Genomic DNA, 16,908 nt, shown 5'->3' on the forward strand with positions numbered 1-16,908 from the left:
ATTCATGCTTTCTCAAGCTTCGCCGCATTAGATGCGACGTTGATATATTTCCTGAGAGGAATCCCGAGATGCTGAGTGCCACCTCACCCGTCGGCGCCGTGCGTCCCGTGCCCGAAACGCCACGTGCCGCGCCCACCGCCGAACCCCCGAAACCTCCCCTGGCGCCGGCGAAGCAACTGCGCATCGAGCCCGCGCTGCAGCTGGTGGTGACCGAATTCCGCACGCCGGACGGGGAGGTGCGGCAGAGCATCCCGACGCCGCGGGAGATCGACGCCTATCGCAACCCGCCGCTGCCCTCCCCCGACAAGGCGGCCGATGCCGGGGTGGACGTCAAGAGCTGAGCGGCGCGGCGCCGCCGGTGCCCATCAGCTATGGGCCGTCAGGCGTGGCCCGCCGCGCCGGACAGCGCGCTCGGGTCCACCCGCAGCTTGGCCAGTGCGCGGCGCCAGAGCTGGTCCGGCGCGCCCTCGAACAGCAGGGCCTCATCCGCCGGCACGCTCAGCCAGGCATTCTGCTGCAATTCGCTGTCGAGCTGCCCTGGTCCCCAGCCGGCATAGCCCAGCGCCAGCAGCCCCTCCCGCGGCCCGCCGCCCTCGGCGATTGCCTTCAGGATCTCGACATTGGCGGTGAGTGCGAGGCCGGGCATCACCTCCAGGCTGCCTTCCGTCTCCCAATCCGCCGTGTGCAGCACGAAGCCGCGGCTGCCTTCCACCGGCCCGCCCTGCGTCAGGCGGATGCGCCGCGCCGGCGGCACCGGGTCCAGCCCCAGCTGGCTCAGCAACTGGTCGAAGGTGAGGTTGTCGAGCGGCTGGTTCAGCACCAGCCCCATCGCGCCCTCGGCCGAATGGGCGCAGAGGCAGATGACGCTGCGGGCGAAGCGCGGGTCGGACATGCCCGGCATGGCGACCAGCAACTGGCCGGCCAGGTAGCCATCCGCGCCGGGATCGTCTTCGGTGAGGGGGGAGGTGTCTCGGCTTGCCATGATGCCCCCCAAGATGGCGCTGCCCTCCGGGCGCCGCAAGCGGCAAGCCGCGTAGCGGCAGGCGCGTGGCGCCCTCTCGCGGCTGGCGCATGGCGCCCCCTCGCGGACGGCGTTCCGCCGGGCTAGTCTGAGCGCATGCGCTATATCTCAACCCGCGGCGATGCCCCGTCGCGCGATTTCGAAGGCGTCCTGCTGGCCGGCCTGGCCGAGGATGGCGGGCTGTTCGTGCCGGAAAGCTGGCCGGTGCTGACCAGCGCCGAATGGCGCGCGCTGCGCGGCCTGCCCTATCCGGACCTCGCCGCCCGCATCCTGTCGCTGTTCACCGGCGGCCAGCCGGATGAGGCGGTGCTGCGGCCGATGCTGCGCCAGGCCTATGCCAGCTTCGGCCATCCCGCCATCGCGCCGCTGGTGCAGCTCGACACGCGGGTCCATGCGCTGGAGCTGTTCCATGGCCCGACGCTGGCCTTCAAGGACATGGCGATGCAGGCCCTGGGCCCGCTCTTCGACCATGTGCTGACCCGGCGTGGGGAGAGGGTGACGGTGGTCGGCGCCACCTCCGGCGATACCGGCTCCGCCGCCATCGAGGCGCTGCGCGACCGTGCGGCCGTGGATGTGGTGATCCTGCATCCGGAAGGCCGCACCAGCGTGGTGCAGCGCCGGCAGATGACCACGGTGCTGTCGCCCAATATCGCCAACCTCGCCATCCAGGGCTCCTTCGACGATTGCCAGGACCTGGTGAAGGAGATGTTTTCCGATGCGCCCTTCCGGGCGGAGATGCACCTGTCGGCGGTGAATTCGATCAACTGGGCGCGGATCGCGCTGCAGATCCCATACTACGTCGCCTCCGCTCTGGCGCTCGGTGCGCCGGACCGGGAAGTGGCCTTCGCAGTGCCCACCGGCAATTTCGGCAATGTGCTGGCGGCCTGGGCCGCGCGGCGGATGGGGCTGCCGATCGCGCAACTGCTGATCGCCTCCAACCGCAACGACATCCTGACCCGCTTTCTGTCCTCCAACGACATGACCATGCGGAGCGTCGAACCCTCCTTCTCCCCCTCCATGGACATCCAGGTGTCCTCCAATTTCGAGCGCCTGCTGTTCGAACTGCTGGGGCGCGACCCGGCGGCGACGGCCGACACCATGCGGCGTTTCCGGGCGGAGGGCCGCATGCCGGTGCCCGATGCCGCCTGGCGCAGCGCCACCCAGGTGTTTCGCGGCTTTGCCCTGGACGATGCCGGCACGCTGGCGGAAATCCGGCGGCTGCACGGGCAGGGCTACCTGGCCGACCCGCACACCGCCATCGGCACCGCCGCCGCCATGGCCAGCCCGCCTTCCGACCCCGCCATCCCCATCGTGGTGGCGGCCACCGCGCATCCCGCGAAATTCCCCGATGCGGTGCGCCAGGCGACCGGCATCGAGGCCCCTCTGCCTTCGCGCCTCGCCGACCTATATGACCGTCCCGAGCGTTTCACCCGCCTGCCGGCCGATCTCGGCCAGATCGAGGCCTTCGTGCGACGCCACACCCTGCGCAACGTCGCCTGACTGCGGCGAAGGAAGCCCATGAACGACGCCATTCGCCTGACCCGGCTGCCGAGCGGCCTGACCGTGGTGTCCGAGAAGATGCCCCGGGTCGAGACCGTCTCCATCGGCGCCTATGTCGATGCCGGCACGCGGCATGAGGCGGCGCCGGAGAACGGCGTCTCCCACTTCCTGGAACACATGGCCTTCAAGGGCACCGAACGCCGCGACGCCGCCGCCATCGCGCGGGAGATCGAGAATGTCGGCGGCCACCTGAACGCCTATACCTCCCGCGAGAACACCGCCTTCTACGCCAAGATCCTGAAGGAGGATGTCGGCCTCGCCGCCGACATCCTGGGCGACATCCTGTCCCACAGCACCTTCGTGCCGGAGGAGCTGGAGCGTGAGCGCGGCGTGATCCTGCAGGAGATCGGCCAGGCCAACGACACGCCGGACGACATCGTCTTCGACCATTTCCAGGCCACCGCCTACGGGTCCCAGGCGATGGGCCGCCCGGTGCTCGGCACCGAGGAAACCGTCGCGGCGATGAGCCGGGAGGCGCTGACCGGCTATATGCGCCGTCACTACGGCCCCAGCCGCATGGTGGTCGCCGCCGCCGGGGCGCTGGAGCATGAGGACCTGCTGGACCTCGCCCAGCGGCATTTTTCGGAGCTTCCCGACGCCGTCGCGGCCGTGCCGGAACCCGCCCGCTACACCGGCGGGGAGTTCCGGGAGGAGCGGGACCTGGACCAGGTGCATCTCTGCTTCGGCTTCCCCTCCGTCGCCTCCACCCACCGGCTGCACATGGCGACGCAGCTTCTGTCGACCCTGCTCGGCGGTGGCATGTCCTCCCGCCTCTTCCAGGAAATCCGGGAGAAGCGCGGGCTGGTCTATTCCATCTATTCCTTTGCCTCGCCATTCCAGGATGGCGGGCTGTTCGGCATCTATGCCGGCACCGGCGAGGACCAGGCGGAAGAGCTGGTGCCGGTGACGCTGGAGGAACTGCGCCGCGTGCAGCGGGACGTGACGGAGGACGAGCTGAACCGCGCCAAGGCGCAGCTTCGCGCCAGCCTGCTGATGAGCCTGGAATCCACCGGCAGCCGCTGCGAACAGCTCGCCCGCCAGCTCCAGGTGCATGGCCGCATCATCCCCACCGAGGAAACCAAGGCCCGCATCGCCGCCGTGACGGTGGAGCAGATCCAGGAAGCCGCGGCGCTGGCCTTCCGGGGCGCGCCGACGCTGGCGGCGCTGGGACCTGCTGGCAAGGTGCCGGGGCTGCCGGCGATCATCGAGAAGCTGGCGGCCTGAAACGGGCTGGCCGGCCCGCATTTGACGTCGGCGTCGTGGGACAGTTACTTTCACGACATGACTGCTACGTTATCCACTGCTGACCGGACGTTCTCCGAACCCGGCCTGGCCACCGGTGCCCCCGACACGGTCCACGAGCCGGTGCTGTACGGGGAGGCCGGGACGGTTCCGGGCGGCGAAGCGGCCGAGGCGGGCGCCCGGATATCGGACTACCTGGCGGATTGCGCCGGTCTGGCCCGCGCGGCATTCGCCGAGGCGCCGGTGGACCCGGCGCCACCTCTGGACCCGGTCGAGGCGATCCTCGGCGTCCTGCTGCGCCACGAATTCAACCACCAATCCCGGGGCCGCGTCGCGCATCTGCTGCCCGGCCTGCGTCAGCGGCTGCAGGCACAGGTCCAGCGCGCCGCGCCCATCCCCTTCTTCATGAGCTACAATGGCGGCTACCACGCCACCACGCGGCCCGATTTTTCCCGCCCCCTCGGCTTCGAGGCCGGGATCGCGGAACTGCTGTTCCTGCACATGATCGCGCGGCTCAAGCGCCGGCTCGCCGCCGTCTACCCGCCGGGCATGGTCTACCACATCGTCCTGAACAACGGTGTCGCCGACTGGGTGAACGACATTCCGACCGCCCGCACGGAAGCCTATGCGCGGGCGCTGGAGGGCATGGCGGCGGCGCTGGGCGCGGCAGGGCAGGTGCGCCTGCTGGTGCAATCGCATCTCGGCGATTTCGCGGCCCGCATGCGCCAGGTGCCGATCGCCCCGGCGGCGGAGATCGACCCCGCCACGCATCACAACATCGAACGCTTCCTCGGCCGTCCCTGCACGGCGGCGGAGGCCCGGCTGCGCCTGGCCCGCTACGCCCCGGCCGAGTCCGCCTGGTGGCAGGAGCTGCGCGGCATCGTCGATGCGGCGGGGGGCATTCGCCTGCTGCAGGTGGCGAGCGCGGATTTCCTGTCCTTCCGTCCCTTTCCCGGCGCCGCGACCCGGGCGCAGACCGGGCAGGTGGGTTTCCGCCTGCAGGGCGGCAAGCCGGTGCCGATGCTCATCACCACCGCCACCTTCGCCGGCGCGGGTGTCGTGCCGGTGCCGGTGCGCTGGCCCCTGAGCCTCGCCTGGCCGGATTCCGCCGCGGCATGACGGCGGCGGTCCTGGCGGCCGATCCGCTGGCGGAGGACACGCATTGGCGCCGCTCCACCCTGCCGGCGCCGCCGGCCGAAGTGCTGGCGATGACCCTGTGCGAAAGCCTGGCCTGGATCGCCGCGCGCCATCCGGACCGGCCGGCCATCCTCTCCGCGACTGAGCGGGTAAGTTTCGCTGAACTGCTCGGCCAGGTCGGCGCGCTGGCGGCGGCGATCCGCGCGGCCGCCGCGCCGCCTGGGCCGGTGGCGCTGCTGCTGCCGGCCGGCATGGGCTACATTGCCGCCTGGTTCGCCTGCGCGGCGGCGGGGCGGCCGATGCTGATGGTGGAACTGGCCAACCCACCCGCCCGCAACGCCGCGCTGCTGGCGGCGGCGGGCGCGGCACTGGTCCTGCATGATGGCGACGCGGCGGCTGTGGAGGCGATGGGCGACCTGCCGGGCCTCTGCCTGTCGTTCCCGCTGGTGCCCGGCCCGCTGCCGTCTGACCCGTTCCCGCCGGGCGGGCTGGAATCGGCGGCGCCGGCCTTCCTCTTCGCCACCTCCGGCTCCTCCGGCCAGCCGAAGCTGGTGGTCTATGCCCAGGCAACGGTGCAGGCGAAGGTGCAGTGCTCCGCTTTGGTCATGGGGGTGGGGCCGGGCGACACGGTGATGATCGCCGGCTCCCACGCCAATTTCGGCGTGCTGCACCACGCGCTGGTCTTCCTGTTCCGGGGTGGCACGCTGTGCCTGCACGACATGCGGGAAGGCGGGCTCTCGGGCATGTTCGGCGCCATCGCGCGCTTCGGGGTGAATCACCTGCGCTTCACCCCTTCGCTGTTTCGCAGCGTGGCGGCGATGCCGGAGGCGGCGCCGGCGCTGCGCCAGGCGGCCTGCATCCGCTTCGCCGGGGAGCCGCTGCTGCGCGATGATATCGCGCTGGCCCGCACCCACCTGCCGCCGGGCTGCGAGGTGCAGAACCTGTATGGCAGCACGGAGAGCATGATCTTCTTCTGGTCCGACCGGACCGAGGCGCTGCCCCCCGGCGCCCTGGTGCCGAACGGCCGCATCTACCCGGTGGCGGAATTCCTGCTGCTGGACGAGGCCGGCCGCCCGGCGGCGGAAGGCGCGGCGGGGGAGCTGGTCATCAGCTCCCGCCTGCATGCGCTGGGCGACTGGGTGGAGGGGCGGGTGGACCCGGAACGATTCCCGCCCGACCCGCGCGGCGGCGGGCGCCGGCTGTACCACACCGGCGACGTGGTGCGGCTGCTGCCGGATGGCTGCATGGTGGTCCAGGGGCGGCGCGACCGGCTGCTGAAGGTGAACGGCCAGCGTGTCTCCCTGCTGGAGATCGAGGCGACGTTGCGCGGCATGCCCGGCTGCGCCCAGGTCTCGGTGCAGCCGCGGGAACAGGATGGCGCGACGCAGCTCGTGGCCTTCCTGGTGACGGAGCAGGGCGCGCCGGCCGACCCCGGCGCCTGGCTGGCGGCCCGGCTGCCACGCTACATGGTGCCGGCCCGCTTCTGGCCCGTGCCGGCGCTGCCGCTGTTGCCCGGCGGCAAGGTGGATGGCCGGGCGCTGCTGGCACTTCTGCCGGCGGCGGCGGCCCCGGAGCTGTCCGAACCGGATGCGGCCGAGGGGGAAGGGCTGGAGGCCCAGCTTCGCGCCGACTGGGTGCGGATCCTCGGCGTCGAGGCGCCCGATCCGGATGCGGATTTCTTCGCCCTGGGCGGCGACTCCGTGAAACTGCTCGAGCTGACCCTGGCGATGGAGCGGCGGACGGCGCGGCCGCTCAGCCCGGCCGCCTTCCTCGAACAGCCGACGATCCGGGGCCTGCTGGCCTTGATGCGAATGCAGCAAAAGTCTGCCTGGACCGGGGCTGCGCCCGCAGCCGGGCGCTTCGATGCGCGCGGGCGTGTGACGCTGAAGCGGCTGCGCCATGCGCGGGGCATTTCGAAGGGCATCATCCTGGGAATGCCAAGCTACAAGGGCCATCTCGCGCCGCTCGCCATGTTCGCCCAGCATGTCCTACCCGATCATGAGATCTGGGGTTTCGATGCCGATATCGGCGATCGCAACATCCTGCAGGACGGGGCGTGGCTGGCCTGCGCGCAGGAGATCGCCGGGCAACTGGCCGCGACGCCCTGGCTGCGGCCCTGCGCCATGGTCGGCTTCTCCGTCGCCGGCTACCTCGCCTGGCTGGTCCACGGACTTCTGGCCGGCGGGCCTTGGCGGCCAGGCCGGATCGTCGCCCTGGATGCGGCGCCTCTGCATGCCGGACAGGGCGCGGTGGAGACCGAAGCGAAGGCGCTGCTCCCGGGCAGCGAGGACCGCCCCGCTGAGATGCTGCTGGTCTGCCGACGCCCGCCCGATCCTTTCATGCCATTGGACGAGATTCCGGCGCGCTGGCGGGCGCTCGGTGTTCCCTTCCAGCCCCTGAACCTGCCGACGATCGACCATGGCGACTTCAACCGCGCGGAGGTCGTCCGCGTCCTGGCCCCTTCGATCGCGGCCTTCGTGGAAACCGGCCAGGCTCCGGCGTTGACGCTGCCCGAGGACTTCTCCTCCACCACCTGCGGCTGCCGGCTTCACCGGATGCTCACCGAGGGCGCGCCGCCCCGGCCAGACCAGTTGCGCGACCTGCTGGCGGATGTGCCACTGGCCGACAACCTGCGTTCCATGGTGGCGCTGCTGTTCCTCGTGATCGTGGGGGGGGAGCATGCCATGGCGCTGGAACTGGCGCGGCACTGTGCCAGGCCGGTTGGCCATCGCCGGACCCACACCCATGCCCTCGTCGGGCTGCTCAGCATGAAGGGCGAGGTGGCGCAGGCCACGGCTATCGCCGAATCCTGGTGCCGGGCCTGCGGCGAGAATGCGGAGATGCGACAGCGTGTCCTGCCGGTTTTCCGCCCACCGCAGCCCTGGGCCGCGCTGGCCCGGCACCCGATGGCCAGTGTCGCGATGGTCGACCTGGCGCTGGATTGGATGGCGGCGCGTGAGGGCGTGGGGCCGGCCTGAGCACCTGCCCCGCAGGACCGGGCTGGCCTGGCCGCGCGGATCGTGGTTGTTGGGGCTGCGCGGCAAGGCAACCACGGCAAGCCGGCCGGCCGGACGGCCCCGAAGGGCCATGATGCGGAGCGAGCATGAGCGACCTGAACCATCTTTCCGACCTCGTCGCCGCCGCCCGGAAGGCCGGCGCGGATTCGGCGGATGCGCTGCTGGTCCGCAATGAATCCCTCTCCGTCTCCCGCCGCCTTGGGCGGATCGAACAGTTGGAGCGGTCGGAAGGCTTCGACATCGGGCTGCGCGTCTTCCTCGGCAAACGCCAGGCCATTGTCTCGACCACGGTGGCGGACCCTGCCGGCTTCGCGGCGCTGGCCGAACGCGCCGTGGCGATGGCGAAGGTGGTGCCGGAGGATCCCTTCGGCGGCCTCGCCGACCAGTTCGACCCGCCGCGCGACGCCGCCGAGCTGGACCTGCACGACCCCACCGAGCCGGATGCGGAGGAGCTGATCGCCCGCGCCGCGGCGGCGGAGGAGGCGGCGCTGGCGGTGCGCGGCGTGACAAACAGCGAGGGCGCCGATGCCGGCTGGGGCCGGGTGCGCATCGCGCTCGCCACCAGCGCGGGCTTCGCCGGCCACTATGTCCGCACCTCCCACAGCCTGTCCTGCACCGCGCTGGCGGGGCAGGGGACGGCGATGGAGCGGGATTACGACTATTCCTCCGTCGTGCACCTGGCCGATCTGGAGGATGCCGAGGCCATGGGCCGGCGCGCCGGACAGCAGGCGGTGGCGCGGCTGAACCCGGTGCGGGCGAAGACGGCGCGCATCCCGGTGGTCTATGGGCCGCGCGTGGCGTCTTCCCTGCTTGGGCATCTGCTGGGGGCGATCAACGGCGCCTCCGTGGCGCGCGGCACCTCCTTCCTCGCCGATCGGGTGGGCAGCCAGGTGTTGGCCAAGGGCCTGACGGTGCGCGACGACCCCTGGCGCCCGCGCGGGTTGCGCTCCCGCCCCTTCGACGGGGAGGGCATGGCCGGCGCGCCGCGCGCCATCGTCGAGGACGGGGTGCTGACCACCTGGATCATGGACTGGCGCAGCGCCCGGCAGCTCGGCCTGGCCAGCACCGGCCATGCCAGCCGCGGCACCGGCGGCCCGCCCGGCCCGGCGGCGAGCAACCTGTGGCTGGCGCCGGGCGTGCTGAGCCCGGCGGCGCTGATGGCCGATATCAAGGAAGGTCTCTACGTCACCGACCTGATCGGCATGGGGGTGAACGGCATCACCGGCGACTACAGCCGCGGCGCCGCCGGATTCATGATCCGCGACGGCGTCCTGGCCGAGGCGGTGAGCGAGATCACCATCGCCGGCAACCTGAAGGACATTTTCCTCAACATGACGGCGGCGGACGACCTGGTGTTCCGGCGCGGCACGGATGCGCCGACGGTTCGCGTGGAGGGGCTGACCCTCGCCGGTGCTTGAAGCGGGGGCGGGGCGGGGCCTAGTCTGGCCCCATGGACGGCACCATCGAAGCGCGGCCCGAACTGTCTGACCTGCTGGACCGCGTCCGGCGGGGGGAGACGCTGACCATCACGGAAGGCGGCAGGCCGGTGGCGCGGCTGGGGCCGGCGGAGGTGGCTGGACATGACGTCGGCGCGGCGCTTCAGGCGGCCGCGGAGTTGACAGCCCTCCGCGATCGTATGGACCTCCGAGGCCTGCGGTGGTCTGACATCAAGGATGAGGGGAAGCGATACCCGTGACGGCGCTGGTGCTCGACGCATCGGCGACGGCGCCCTGGTTCCTGATTGACGAAGCTGATGCAGCCTCTGCGGCCCTTCTGATCCAGGTCGCGCAGCAGGGTGCCGTTGTGCCGGCAATCTGGCATTTCGAGGTGGCCAGCATCCTGCGAAGCGCTGAACGACGCTCGCGTCTCACCCCCGACTTTGCCGATGCCGTCTATCTCAAGCTGGCCCGCATGCCCATTGCCACAGATGCGCCGGCGCTCGGTACGCTTGCCGGCCGTCTGCACCGGTTGGCGCGGCAGCATGGGCTCACCCCTTATGACGCCGCCTATCTCGAACTCGCCCAGCGCCGCGCCCTGCCGCTGGCGACCCGCGACGCGGCACTGATCCGCGCCGCGACGGCGGAGGGCGTGGCGCTGCTGCCAGCCTAATCCACCCGGATTTCCCGCACCTGCACCTGGTTGTCCGCCCGGTGCGTCACCGTCACCCCGGCCCGGTGCGCCCAGGGGATCATCATGTGATACATCGGGATGTGGCCGAGATCGGCATTGTGCAGCGCATGCGCCTGGCGGATCAGGCCGCGCCGCGCCTCCGGGTCCTGTTCCGCGTCGATGCGCGGGATCAGCGCGTCGAAGGCGGGGTTGGACCAGCCGCCGGCATTCCAGGTCGCCGCCCTGCCCACGGCGCGGGAGGCCATGACGGCGCGGATCGTGTAGCTGGCATCGAAGGTCGGCACGCCCCAGGACAGCGCATACATCATCGGCTCCTGCCGCCGGATGCGCTGGGAGAACTGGGCATTGGGCAGGATGTTGAGCTGCGCCCGGATGCCGACGCGGGCCAGCATGCCGGCCACCGCCTGGCAGGCCTCGTCATAGGTGCCGGTCGGGCATTCGAAGGGCACCGAGAAGCCGTTCGGATAGCCCGCCTCGGCCAGCAGCGCGCGCGACCGCGCCGGGTCGTGGGGCAGGCGCCGATCCGCCTCGGCCGACCAGCCATTGACGAATTGCGTCCACATGCTGGCCGTGGGCACGCCCTGGCCACGAAGCGTGGTGCGGCGCATCGCCTCCACATCCAGCGCATGGGCGATGGCCTGGCGCACCCGCAGGTCCTTGAAGGGATTGCGGCCGCGCACATCGGACCCGGCCAGCTCCTCCACATCCTGGCGCAGGCCGAGCCAGACGGTGCGGTTCTCCTGCCCCTCCAGGATGCGCAGGCGCGGGTCGCGCCGGATGCGGGCGACATCCTGCACCGGCACGACATGCACCATGTCCACCTCACCGGACAGCAGGGCGGCGACGCGCGTCGCATCCGAATTCAGGGTGATGTGGTGGTATTCGGTGACGTTGCCGCCCGCCTGGCCGTTGCTTCCCTGGCCATTGCCCCACCAGTTCGGGTTGCGGACCATGACGGTGCGCTGCTCGGCCTCCCGGCTCCGGATCACGAAGGGGCCGGTGCCATTGGCGTTGCGGACGGTGAAGGTCTCCTCCCGCTGCGCGAAGTTCTGCGGCGCGGTGGCGCGGTTCGCCTCCGACCAGCCGCGATCCATCATCAGCACGCGGGTCAGCTTGTCCGGCACCACCGGGTCGGGCACGCGGGTCACGATATCGACCGTCAGCGCGTCCACCGCGACGACGGAGGCCACGGTGTCGACATAGATGCCGTAGTTGGAGGTGGGGGTCAGCGCCCGGGTGATGCTGAACACCACGTCGTCGGAATCGAAGGTCTCGCCGCCGGCGAAGCGCACATCCGGGCGCAGGTGGAAGCGCCAGCGCGTGGCTTCCACCTGTTCCCAGCGCAGCGCCAGGCCGGGCTGCACCTTCAGGTCGTCGGCGCGATGCGTCAGGGTCTCATAGACCTGGCTGACCACGAGGTAGGTGAACAGCGCATTGGTCGCATGCGGGTCCAGCGTCGCGGCATCGACGCTGGTGGCCATGCGGAAGACCCGGGCCGGCGTGTTGCCCTGCGCCGCCGCGCTTTGTGCGCCCGCCACCTGCGCGGCCAGCGCCAGGCCTGCCGCGATTGTCCAGATCCGTCCCGCCCGCTGCATCGCAAACCCCATGTCTCGAAGGCGAACAGACTGCGCAATGGCCGGCGCAAGGGCAAGCGCGCCGTCGTGATGGGTCTGTCCGTCCGTCCGTCCTATTTTAAGAACTTCTGCGTTAGGGGAGGGGTGCGCCCCGCGCGGTAGGAATCCCCCGGTTGCAGCCTGACCCAGCCCTGGCCCTCCACAATGTCCGGCGCCTCGGCCAAGGACCCCTGCGCATCCTCCTGGCCCATGGCTATGGGTGCGACCAGTCCATCTGGCGCCTTGTGGCCCCGCTGCTGGCGCGGGATTTCGAGGTGGTGCTGTTCGACCATGTCGGCGCCGGCAGCGCCACCGCCCTTTACGATCCGCATCGCCATGCCGGGCTCCAGGGCTATGCCGAGGATGTGCTGGCGATCTGCCGGGCGCTGGGGCCGGAGCCGCTGGTCTTCGTCGGTCATTCCGTCAGCGCCAGCATCGGCGTGCTGGCCGCGGCGATGGCGCCGGAATGCTTCGCCCGGCTGGTTCTGCTGACGCCCTCGCCACGCTACATCAATGACGGCGACTATATCGGCGGCTTCACGGCGGAGGATATCGAATCGCTGCTGGCGCTGCTGGAGGCGGACCAGGAGGGTTGGGCCGCCGCCATGGCGCCCACCGTCATGGGCAACCCCGACCGCCCTGCACTGGCGGAGGAGCTGGAGGCGCGCTTCTGCAGGCTGGACCCCGCCGTGGCGCTCAGCTTCGCCCGCGTCACCTTCACCGCCGACAACCGCGCCGACCTGGCACGGGTCCGGACCCGGACGCTGGTCCTGCAATGCGAGGATGATTCCCTTGCGCCCGCCGGCGTCGGCAGCTTCGTGCGCGACCGGCTGCCCAACGGGTCGCTGCAGACTCTGGCCGTTGCCGGCCATTGCCCGCATCTCTCGGCCCCGGTCGAAACCGCGGCCGCGATCCGCGCCTTCCTGGCCGACCATGTCCAATCGGATCGGAGGTGACCATGCCGCAGGGCGTGCTGGTGGAGAATCTCCAGGATTTCTATGAGGATGCACCCTGTGGCTACCTGTCCTGGCGGATCGAGGATGGTGCCTTGCTCCGGGCCAACCGGACCTTGCTGCGCTGGATCGGGCCGTGGGAGGCCATCAAGGGCGCCGGGCGCTTCCGCGACCTGCTGACCCCGCCCGGCCGGATCATGCACGAAACCCGCCACACGCCCCGGCTGCGGGCAGGCGGGGCGGTGGAGGCGGTGGCGCTGGAACTGGCCTGTGCCGATGGCCAGCGCCTGCCGGTTCTGGCGCATTCCCAGCTTCTGGCAGATGGCCCCGATGGCGGGTCCGTGGTGCGCACCTCCCTGTTCGACGCCACCGTGTATCGCCGTTACGAGGAAGGGCTGGTCGCGGCGCGGCGACGGGCGGAGCAGGCGGAGGCCGAGGCCCGCCGGGCGCTGGTGGCGGCCGAGGCGGCGGCGCGGGCCAAGACCGGCTTCCTGGCGGCGATGAACCATGAATTCCGCACGCCGATCGGCATCGTCTCCGGCTTCACCGGACTGCTGCGGGCGGAGGCGGAGGCCGGCGGGCCGGGTGCCGCGCGACTCGACTGGCTGCGCGATGTGGAGGCAGCCTCCGAGCACCTGCTGGTGCTGCTGGAGGATGCGACGCTCTTCGCCCGGCTGGATGACATGGCGCGCCGCATGGTGGTGCGGCCGGTGGCGCTGCGCCGCCTGGTCGATTCGGCCATGGTGCTGGCCGCGCCGGTGCTTCAGCGGCTGGGCATTCATGCCAGCGCACCGGATGTGGAGGGCGCGCCCAGCCTCCGCGCCGATCCGGCCCTGGCGGCGGAGGCGCTGGCCTGCGGGCTGCGCGAGATGGCGCGGATGGCACCGCAGGGCGCGCATATCCTGATCGAGAATGCGTTCGAAGGCGGGCTGGCCAGCATCCGACTGACCTGCCCGAAGCTGGAGATGGGCGAGGCCGCCCTGGCCGATCTGCGCGCACCGCTGGCCCCTTCCGCCCTGCTGTCGCGTGGGCTGCAAGGCTCCGGCCTTGCCATCGCGGTGGCCCAGCGCATCGCGGAACTGCACCAGGGCAGCCTGCGGATCGAGGCGCCGCCGCTGGGCGGGCTGATGCTGGCGCTGGACCTGCCGCAGGAAAGCTGAACCGCGGGCGCTGAACCGCCCTCCGACAAGGCATCGCAATTCCCACCAGCCATGCCTATATTACAGCCAGGAAACCCAACCGGAGCCACGGAACCCCAACATGCGCCGCAAAGCATCCATTCTCGCCGCCGTCGCCGTCGTGGCGCTGGCGCTCGCCCCGGCCTTCGCGGAAGCGCGCCGTGGTGGTGGTTTCTCCTCCGGCAGCCGCGGCGCGCGCACCTATCAGGCGCCGCCTCCGACCTCCACCGCCCCCGGCGGTGCGACGCAGATGCAGCGCACCCAGGCCGCGCCGACCGCCGCGACGGCCGGCGCCGCCACGGCTGGCACGGCCGCGGCCGGTGCCGCCGCCGCGCGCACCGGCATGCGGGGTGGGCTGATGGGTGGCCTGCTCGGCGCTGGTTTGTTCGGCATGTTCCTGGGTGCCGGCCTGTTCGGCGGCCTGGGCGGCTTCGCCTCCATCCTCGGCCTGCTGCTTCAGGTGGCGCTGATCGGTGGCGTGATCTGGCTGGTGATGCGCATGATCCGCGGCCGCCGCGAGGCGACTGCGGGCGGCCCGCCCAATGCCTATGCGCGCGACATGCAGCAGGGCGTCGGCCCACGGCCGATGACCGGTGGTACCATGGGCGCGCCGCGCGGCGCGATGCCGGCCGCGGCCGAGCCCGAGGTGGCCACCCAGCCGTTGCAGATCGTCGAATCCGACTACCAGGAATTCGAGCAGAACCTGCACGCGGTGAACGACGCCTGGACCCGCCAGGACCTGGAGGCGCTGCGCCGTCTGTCGACGCCGGAGATGACCAACTACTTCGCCAATGACCTGAAGGACCTGCGCGCCCGCGGCTGGACCAATGCGACCAGCGGCACGCAGCTTCTTGCCGGCGACCTCTCCGAGGCCTGGCAGGAGAATGGCCAGCATTTCGCCACGGTGGCGATGCGCTATTCCATCGTCGACGTGACCACGGACGCCGCCGGCAAGGTGGTCGAGGGTGATGCCACGGCGCCGCAGACGGTGACGGAACTGCTGACCTATACCCGCTTCCCGGGCGAGGCCTGGCGCCTGTCGGCGATCCAGCAGACCGCCTGAATCCCCGGGGCGAAGGGGCGAAAACCCCCTTCGCCCTGGACTCCGCACCCTGCATCGGCTAGGCGTCCCCGCTGCGTCGGCACCCCTGGAGGCCGGCGCATTTTCTTTGCGCCCATCCCGCCGGCAACGGCGAGGGGCGCATTCATTCTTGAAGGAGCCTGGCAATGGTCCAGACAGTGCGGATCGAAGCCGTGGCGCGCGCAGATGCAGGTAAGGGGGCAGCGCGCGCGACCCGGCGGGAGGGGCTGGTCCCCGGTGTTGTGTATGGTGCGAAGCAGGCGGCGACGCTGGTGGCCTTCGACCCGCGCGACATCATGAAGGAACTCACCAAGGGTGGCTGGCAGTCGCACCTCTATGAGGTCGTCGTGAAGGACGGCCCGACCGAGCGCACCATCATGCGCGAGGTGCAGTTCCACCCGGTGACGGATCGCCCCATCCACATCGACTTCCAGCGCGTGGCCCCCGGTGCGCGTATCCGCGTCCGCGTGCCGGTGGTGTTCCTGAACGAGGAAACCTCGGTCGGCATCAAGGCCGGTGGCGTGCTGAACGTGGTCCGCCGCGAGGTTGAGGTTCTGGCCGAGACCGACAAGGTGCCGGACCAGTTCGAGATCGACCTGGCCGAGGCCAAGATCGGCGACGGCCTGCGCTGGTCCGCCATCAAGGACCATCAGGGTGCGCGCCCCGGCATCGCCGGCCGCGACTTCATGATCGCCTCGATCGCCGCGCCGACCATCGACGAGAGCCTGGCCCCCGTTGTGGTCGCCGCGCCGGAGCCGGTGAAGGGCAAGGGCAAGGCCCCGGCCAAGGCCGCCGCCAAGCCGGCCGCCGCGGCCCCCGCCGCGCCCGCCAAGAAGAAGTGATCAGCCGGAGCGCGACCTGCCCGGAAGGGCGGATCGCGCTCCACTGACAGCAAAAGGGGTCCGTCGCTGTGGCGCTGCTTTGGGTCGGCCTCGGCAATCCGGGGCAGGAACATGCGCGGCAGCGCCACAACATCGGCTTCATGGCGATGGACGCCATCGCCCGGCGCCACGGTTTTTCGGCCTGGCGCAAGCGCTTCAAGGGGCAGGTGGCGGAGGGCATGCTCGGCGGCCAGAAGATCCTGGCCCTGAAGCCCGAGACCTATATGAATGCGAGTGGCGACGCCGTGCAGCAGGCCGCGGCCTTCCTGAAGCTGGGCACGCCCGATATCTGGGCCTTCCACGACGAGCTGGACCTGGCGCCCGGCAAGCTCAAGGTGAAGAAGGGCGGCGGCACCGCCGGCCATAACGGGCTGCGCGACATGCAGCGCGCCTTCGGCAATGCGGATTTCTGGCGCGTCCGCCTCGGCATCGGCCATCCCGGCCACAAGGACCGCGTCACCGGCCATGTGCTCGGCAATTTCGCCAAGGTGGAAACCTGGGTGGAACCGCTGCTGGATGCGGTGGCCGATGCCGCGCCGCTGCTCGCGGAGGGCCAGCACGAGGCCTTCATGACGCGCGTGGCGCTGTTGACGCAGGAAGGATGACTCCGATGAGCGGCCTGGACGAAGACAGCGTGTTCGACGGCGATTTCGGCGGCCCCGGCCCCGAGGATTTTGCCAATGGCGCCGCCGCCCTGGCCGCCGGGCTGATCCGCGAAGCCCAGGGCCTTGCCCAGGCCGCCGCCGCGCTGCGCAGCGTCGCCGCGCCGAACGCGCCCGGCGTTCCGGGTGGCGAGCCGGTGTCCGACATCCGCCGCCAGCGCATGGTGCTGCACACCGCCGGAGAGGCCGCGATGCGCGCCGCCCTGGCGCTGGATGCCGCGGCCCTGCTGGCTGAATCCCGCGCGCCGGCCGAACAGGCCGCCCGCATCGCGGAGGCAGCCAAGAAGGTCGGGCTGCCGCCCGCCACCCTCGCCCCCTTCCTGCGCAGCGCGGCGCTGGATTTTCGGACGGATGACGCGGCGGCCCGCATCGCCGCCTCCACCCTCGCCAACGACCTCTGCGCGCTGCTCGACGCCGCTTCCAGCTGAACGGA

The 16,908-nt window shown here is 71.1% G+C and carries 16 protein-coding genes; 14 read left to right on the forward strand and 2 right to left on the reverse strand.

Translation table 11 applies throughout. The features are described from left to right. Positions 1-68: 68 nt before the first annotated feature. Positions 69-341 carry a hypothetical protein gene (locus JJQ90_RS07385; RefSeq protein ID WP_216873989.1) on the forward strand — a complete coding sequence of 91 codons (273 nt, stop codon included), beginning with the start codon at positions 69-71 and terminating at the stop codon, positions 339-341. A 38-nt stretch (positions 342-379) separates the two neighbouring features. Here JJQ90_RS07385 and JJQ90_RS07390 read toward each other — a convergent pair whose 3' ends face one another. Then, a complete protein-coding gene (locus JJQ90_RS07390; RefSeq protein ID WP_216873991.1) occupies positions 380-982 on the reverse strand; it encodes a YqgE/AlgH family protein in 603 nt (200 codons plus the stop codon). Between the two features lie 135 nt (positions 983-1,117). Between JJQ90_RS07390 and thrC the strand changes: the two genes are divergently transcribed. From thrC to JJQ90_RS07425, 7 genes are all read left to right on the forward strand, one after another. Then, positions 1,118-2,521: a threonine synthase gene (gene thrC, locus JJQ90_RS07395; RefSeq protein ID WP_216873993.1), complete on the forward strand. Its 1,404-nt coding sequence runs from the start codon at positions 1,118-1,120 to the stop codon at positions 2,519-2,521. A gap of 18 nt (positions 2,522-2,539) precedes the next feature. Then, complete coding sequence (locus tag JJQ90_RS07400) at positions 2,540-3,805, forward strand: M16 family metallopeptidase (RefSeq protein ID WP_216873995.1); 1,266 nt, start codon at positions 2,540-2,542, stop codon at positions 3,803-3,805. 57 nt (positions 3,806-3,862) lie between these two features. Further along, the gene (locus JJQ90_RS07405; protein WP_216873997.1) at positions 3,863-4,942 is read left to right on the forward strand and encodes a hypothetical protein; all 1,080 of its coding nucleotides are present in this window, start codon (positions 3,863-3,865) and stop codon (positions 4,940-4,942) included. Next, positions 4,939-7,938 carry a non-ribosomal peptide synthetase gene (locus JJQ90_RS07410; protein WP_216873999.1) on the forward strand — a complete coding sequence of 1,000 codons (3,000 nt, stop codon included), beginning with the start codon at positions 4,939-4,941 and terminating at the stop codon, positions 7,936-7,938. Before JJQ90_RS07405 ends, JJQ90_RS07410 begins: the two co-directional genes overlap by 4 nt. A gap of 125 nt (positions 7,939-8,063) precedes the next feature. Further along, complete coding sequence (locus JJQ90_RS07415) at positions 8,064-9,395, forward strand: TldD/PmbA family protein (protein ID WP_216874001.1); 1,332 nt, start codon at positions 8,064-8,066, stop codon at positions 9,393-9,395. Between the two features lie 32 nt (positions 9,396-9,427). Further along, positions 9,428-9,673 (forward strand): type II toxin-antitoxin system Phd/YefM family antitoxin, encoded by a 246-nt coding sequence (locus JJQ90_RS07420; RefSeq protein WP_216874003.1) that lies wholly within the window; start codon positions 9,428-9,430, stop codon positions 9,671-9,673. Further along, the gene (locus tag JJQ90_RS07425) at positions 9,670-10,086 is read left to right on the forward strand and encodes a type II toxin-antitoxin system VapC family toxin (protein ID WP_216874005.1); all 417 of its coding nucleotides are present in this window, start codon (positions 9,670-9,672) and stop codon (positions 10,084-10,086) included. The genes JJQ90_RS07420 and JJQ90_RS07425 overlap by 4 nt, the downstream gene beginning before the upstream one ends. Here JJQ90_RS07425 and JJQ90_RS07430 read toward each other — a convergent pair. Next, complete coding sequence (locus JJQ90_RS07430; RefSeq protein WP_216874007.1) at positions 10,083-11,702, reverse strand: ABC transporter substrate-binding protein; 1,620 nt, start codon at positions 11,700-11,702, stop codon at positions 10,083-10,085. The genes JJQ90_RS07425 and JJQ90_RS07430 overlap by 4 nt on opposite strands. A 152-nt stretch (positions 11,703-11,854) precedes the next feature. Between JJQ90_RS07430 and JJQ90_RS07435 the strand changes: the two genes are divergently transcribed. The 6 genes from JJQ90_RS07435 to JJQ90_RS07460 all read left to right on the forward strand — a co-directional run bounded on the left by JJQ90_RS07435 (position 11,855) and on the right by JJQ90_RS07460 (position 16,903). Continuing rightward, complete coding sequence (locus JJQ90_RS07435) at positions 11,855-12,676, forward strand: alpha/beta fold hydrolase (RefSeq protein ID WP_216874009.1); 822 nt, start codon at positions 11,855-11,857, stop codon at positions 12,674-12,676. Between the two features lie 2 nt (positions 12,677-12,678). After that, a complete protein-coding gene (locus JJQ90_RS07440; RefSeq protein ID WP_230410536.1) occupies positions 12,679-13,833 on the forward strand; it encodes a sensor histidine kinase in 1,155 nt (384 codons plus the stop codon). Positions 13,834-13,933: 100 nt separating this feature from the next. Next, on the forward strand, positions 13,934-14,914 hold the full coding sequence (locus JJQ90_RS07445) for a Tim44 domain-containing protein (RefSeq protein ID WP_216874013.1): 981 nt from the start codon (positions 13,934-13,936) through the stop codon (positions 14,912-14,914). Positions 14,915-15,078: 164 nt separating this feature from the next. Next, a complete protein-coding gene (locus JJQ90_RS07450; protein WP_216874014.1) occupies positions 15,079-15,774 on the forward strand; it encodes a 50S ribosomal protein L25/general stress protein Ctc in 696 nt (231 codons plus the stop codon). A 74-nt stretch (positions 15,775-15,848) separates the two neighbouring features. After that, positions 15,849-16,418 (forward strand): aminoacyl-tRNA hydrolase, encoded by a 570-nt coding sequence (gene pth, locus JJQ90_RS07455; protein WP_216875166.1) that lies wholly within the window; start codon positions 15,849-15,851, stop codon positions 16,416-16,418. Positions 16,419-16,423: 5 nt separating this feature from the next. Beyond that, positions 16,424-16,903, forward strand: coding sequence for a hypothetical protein (locus JJQ90_RS07460; RefSeq protein WP_216874015.1), 480 nt, complete (start codon positions 16,424-16,426; stop codon positions 16,901-16,903). The last annotated feature ends 5 nt before the right edge of the window (positions 16,904-16,908 follow it).

The sequence above is a fragment of the Falsiroseomonas oleicola genome (assembly GCF_019029495.1).
Lineage (GTDB): Bacteria > Pseudomonadota > Alphaproteobacteria > Acetobacterales > Acetobacteraceae > Falsiroseomonas > Falsiroseomonas oleicola.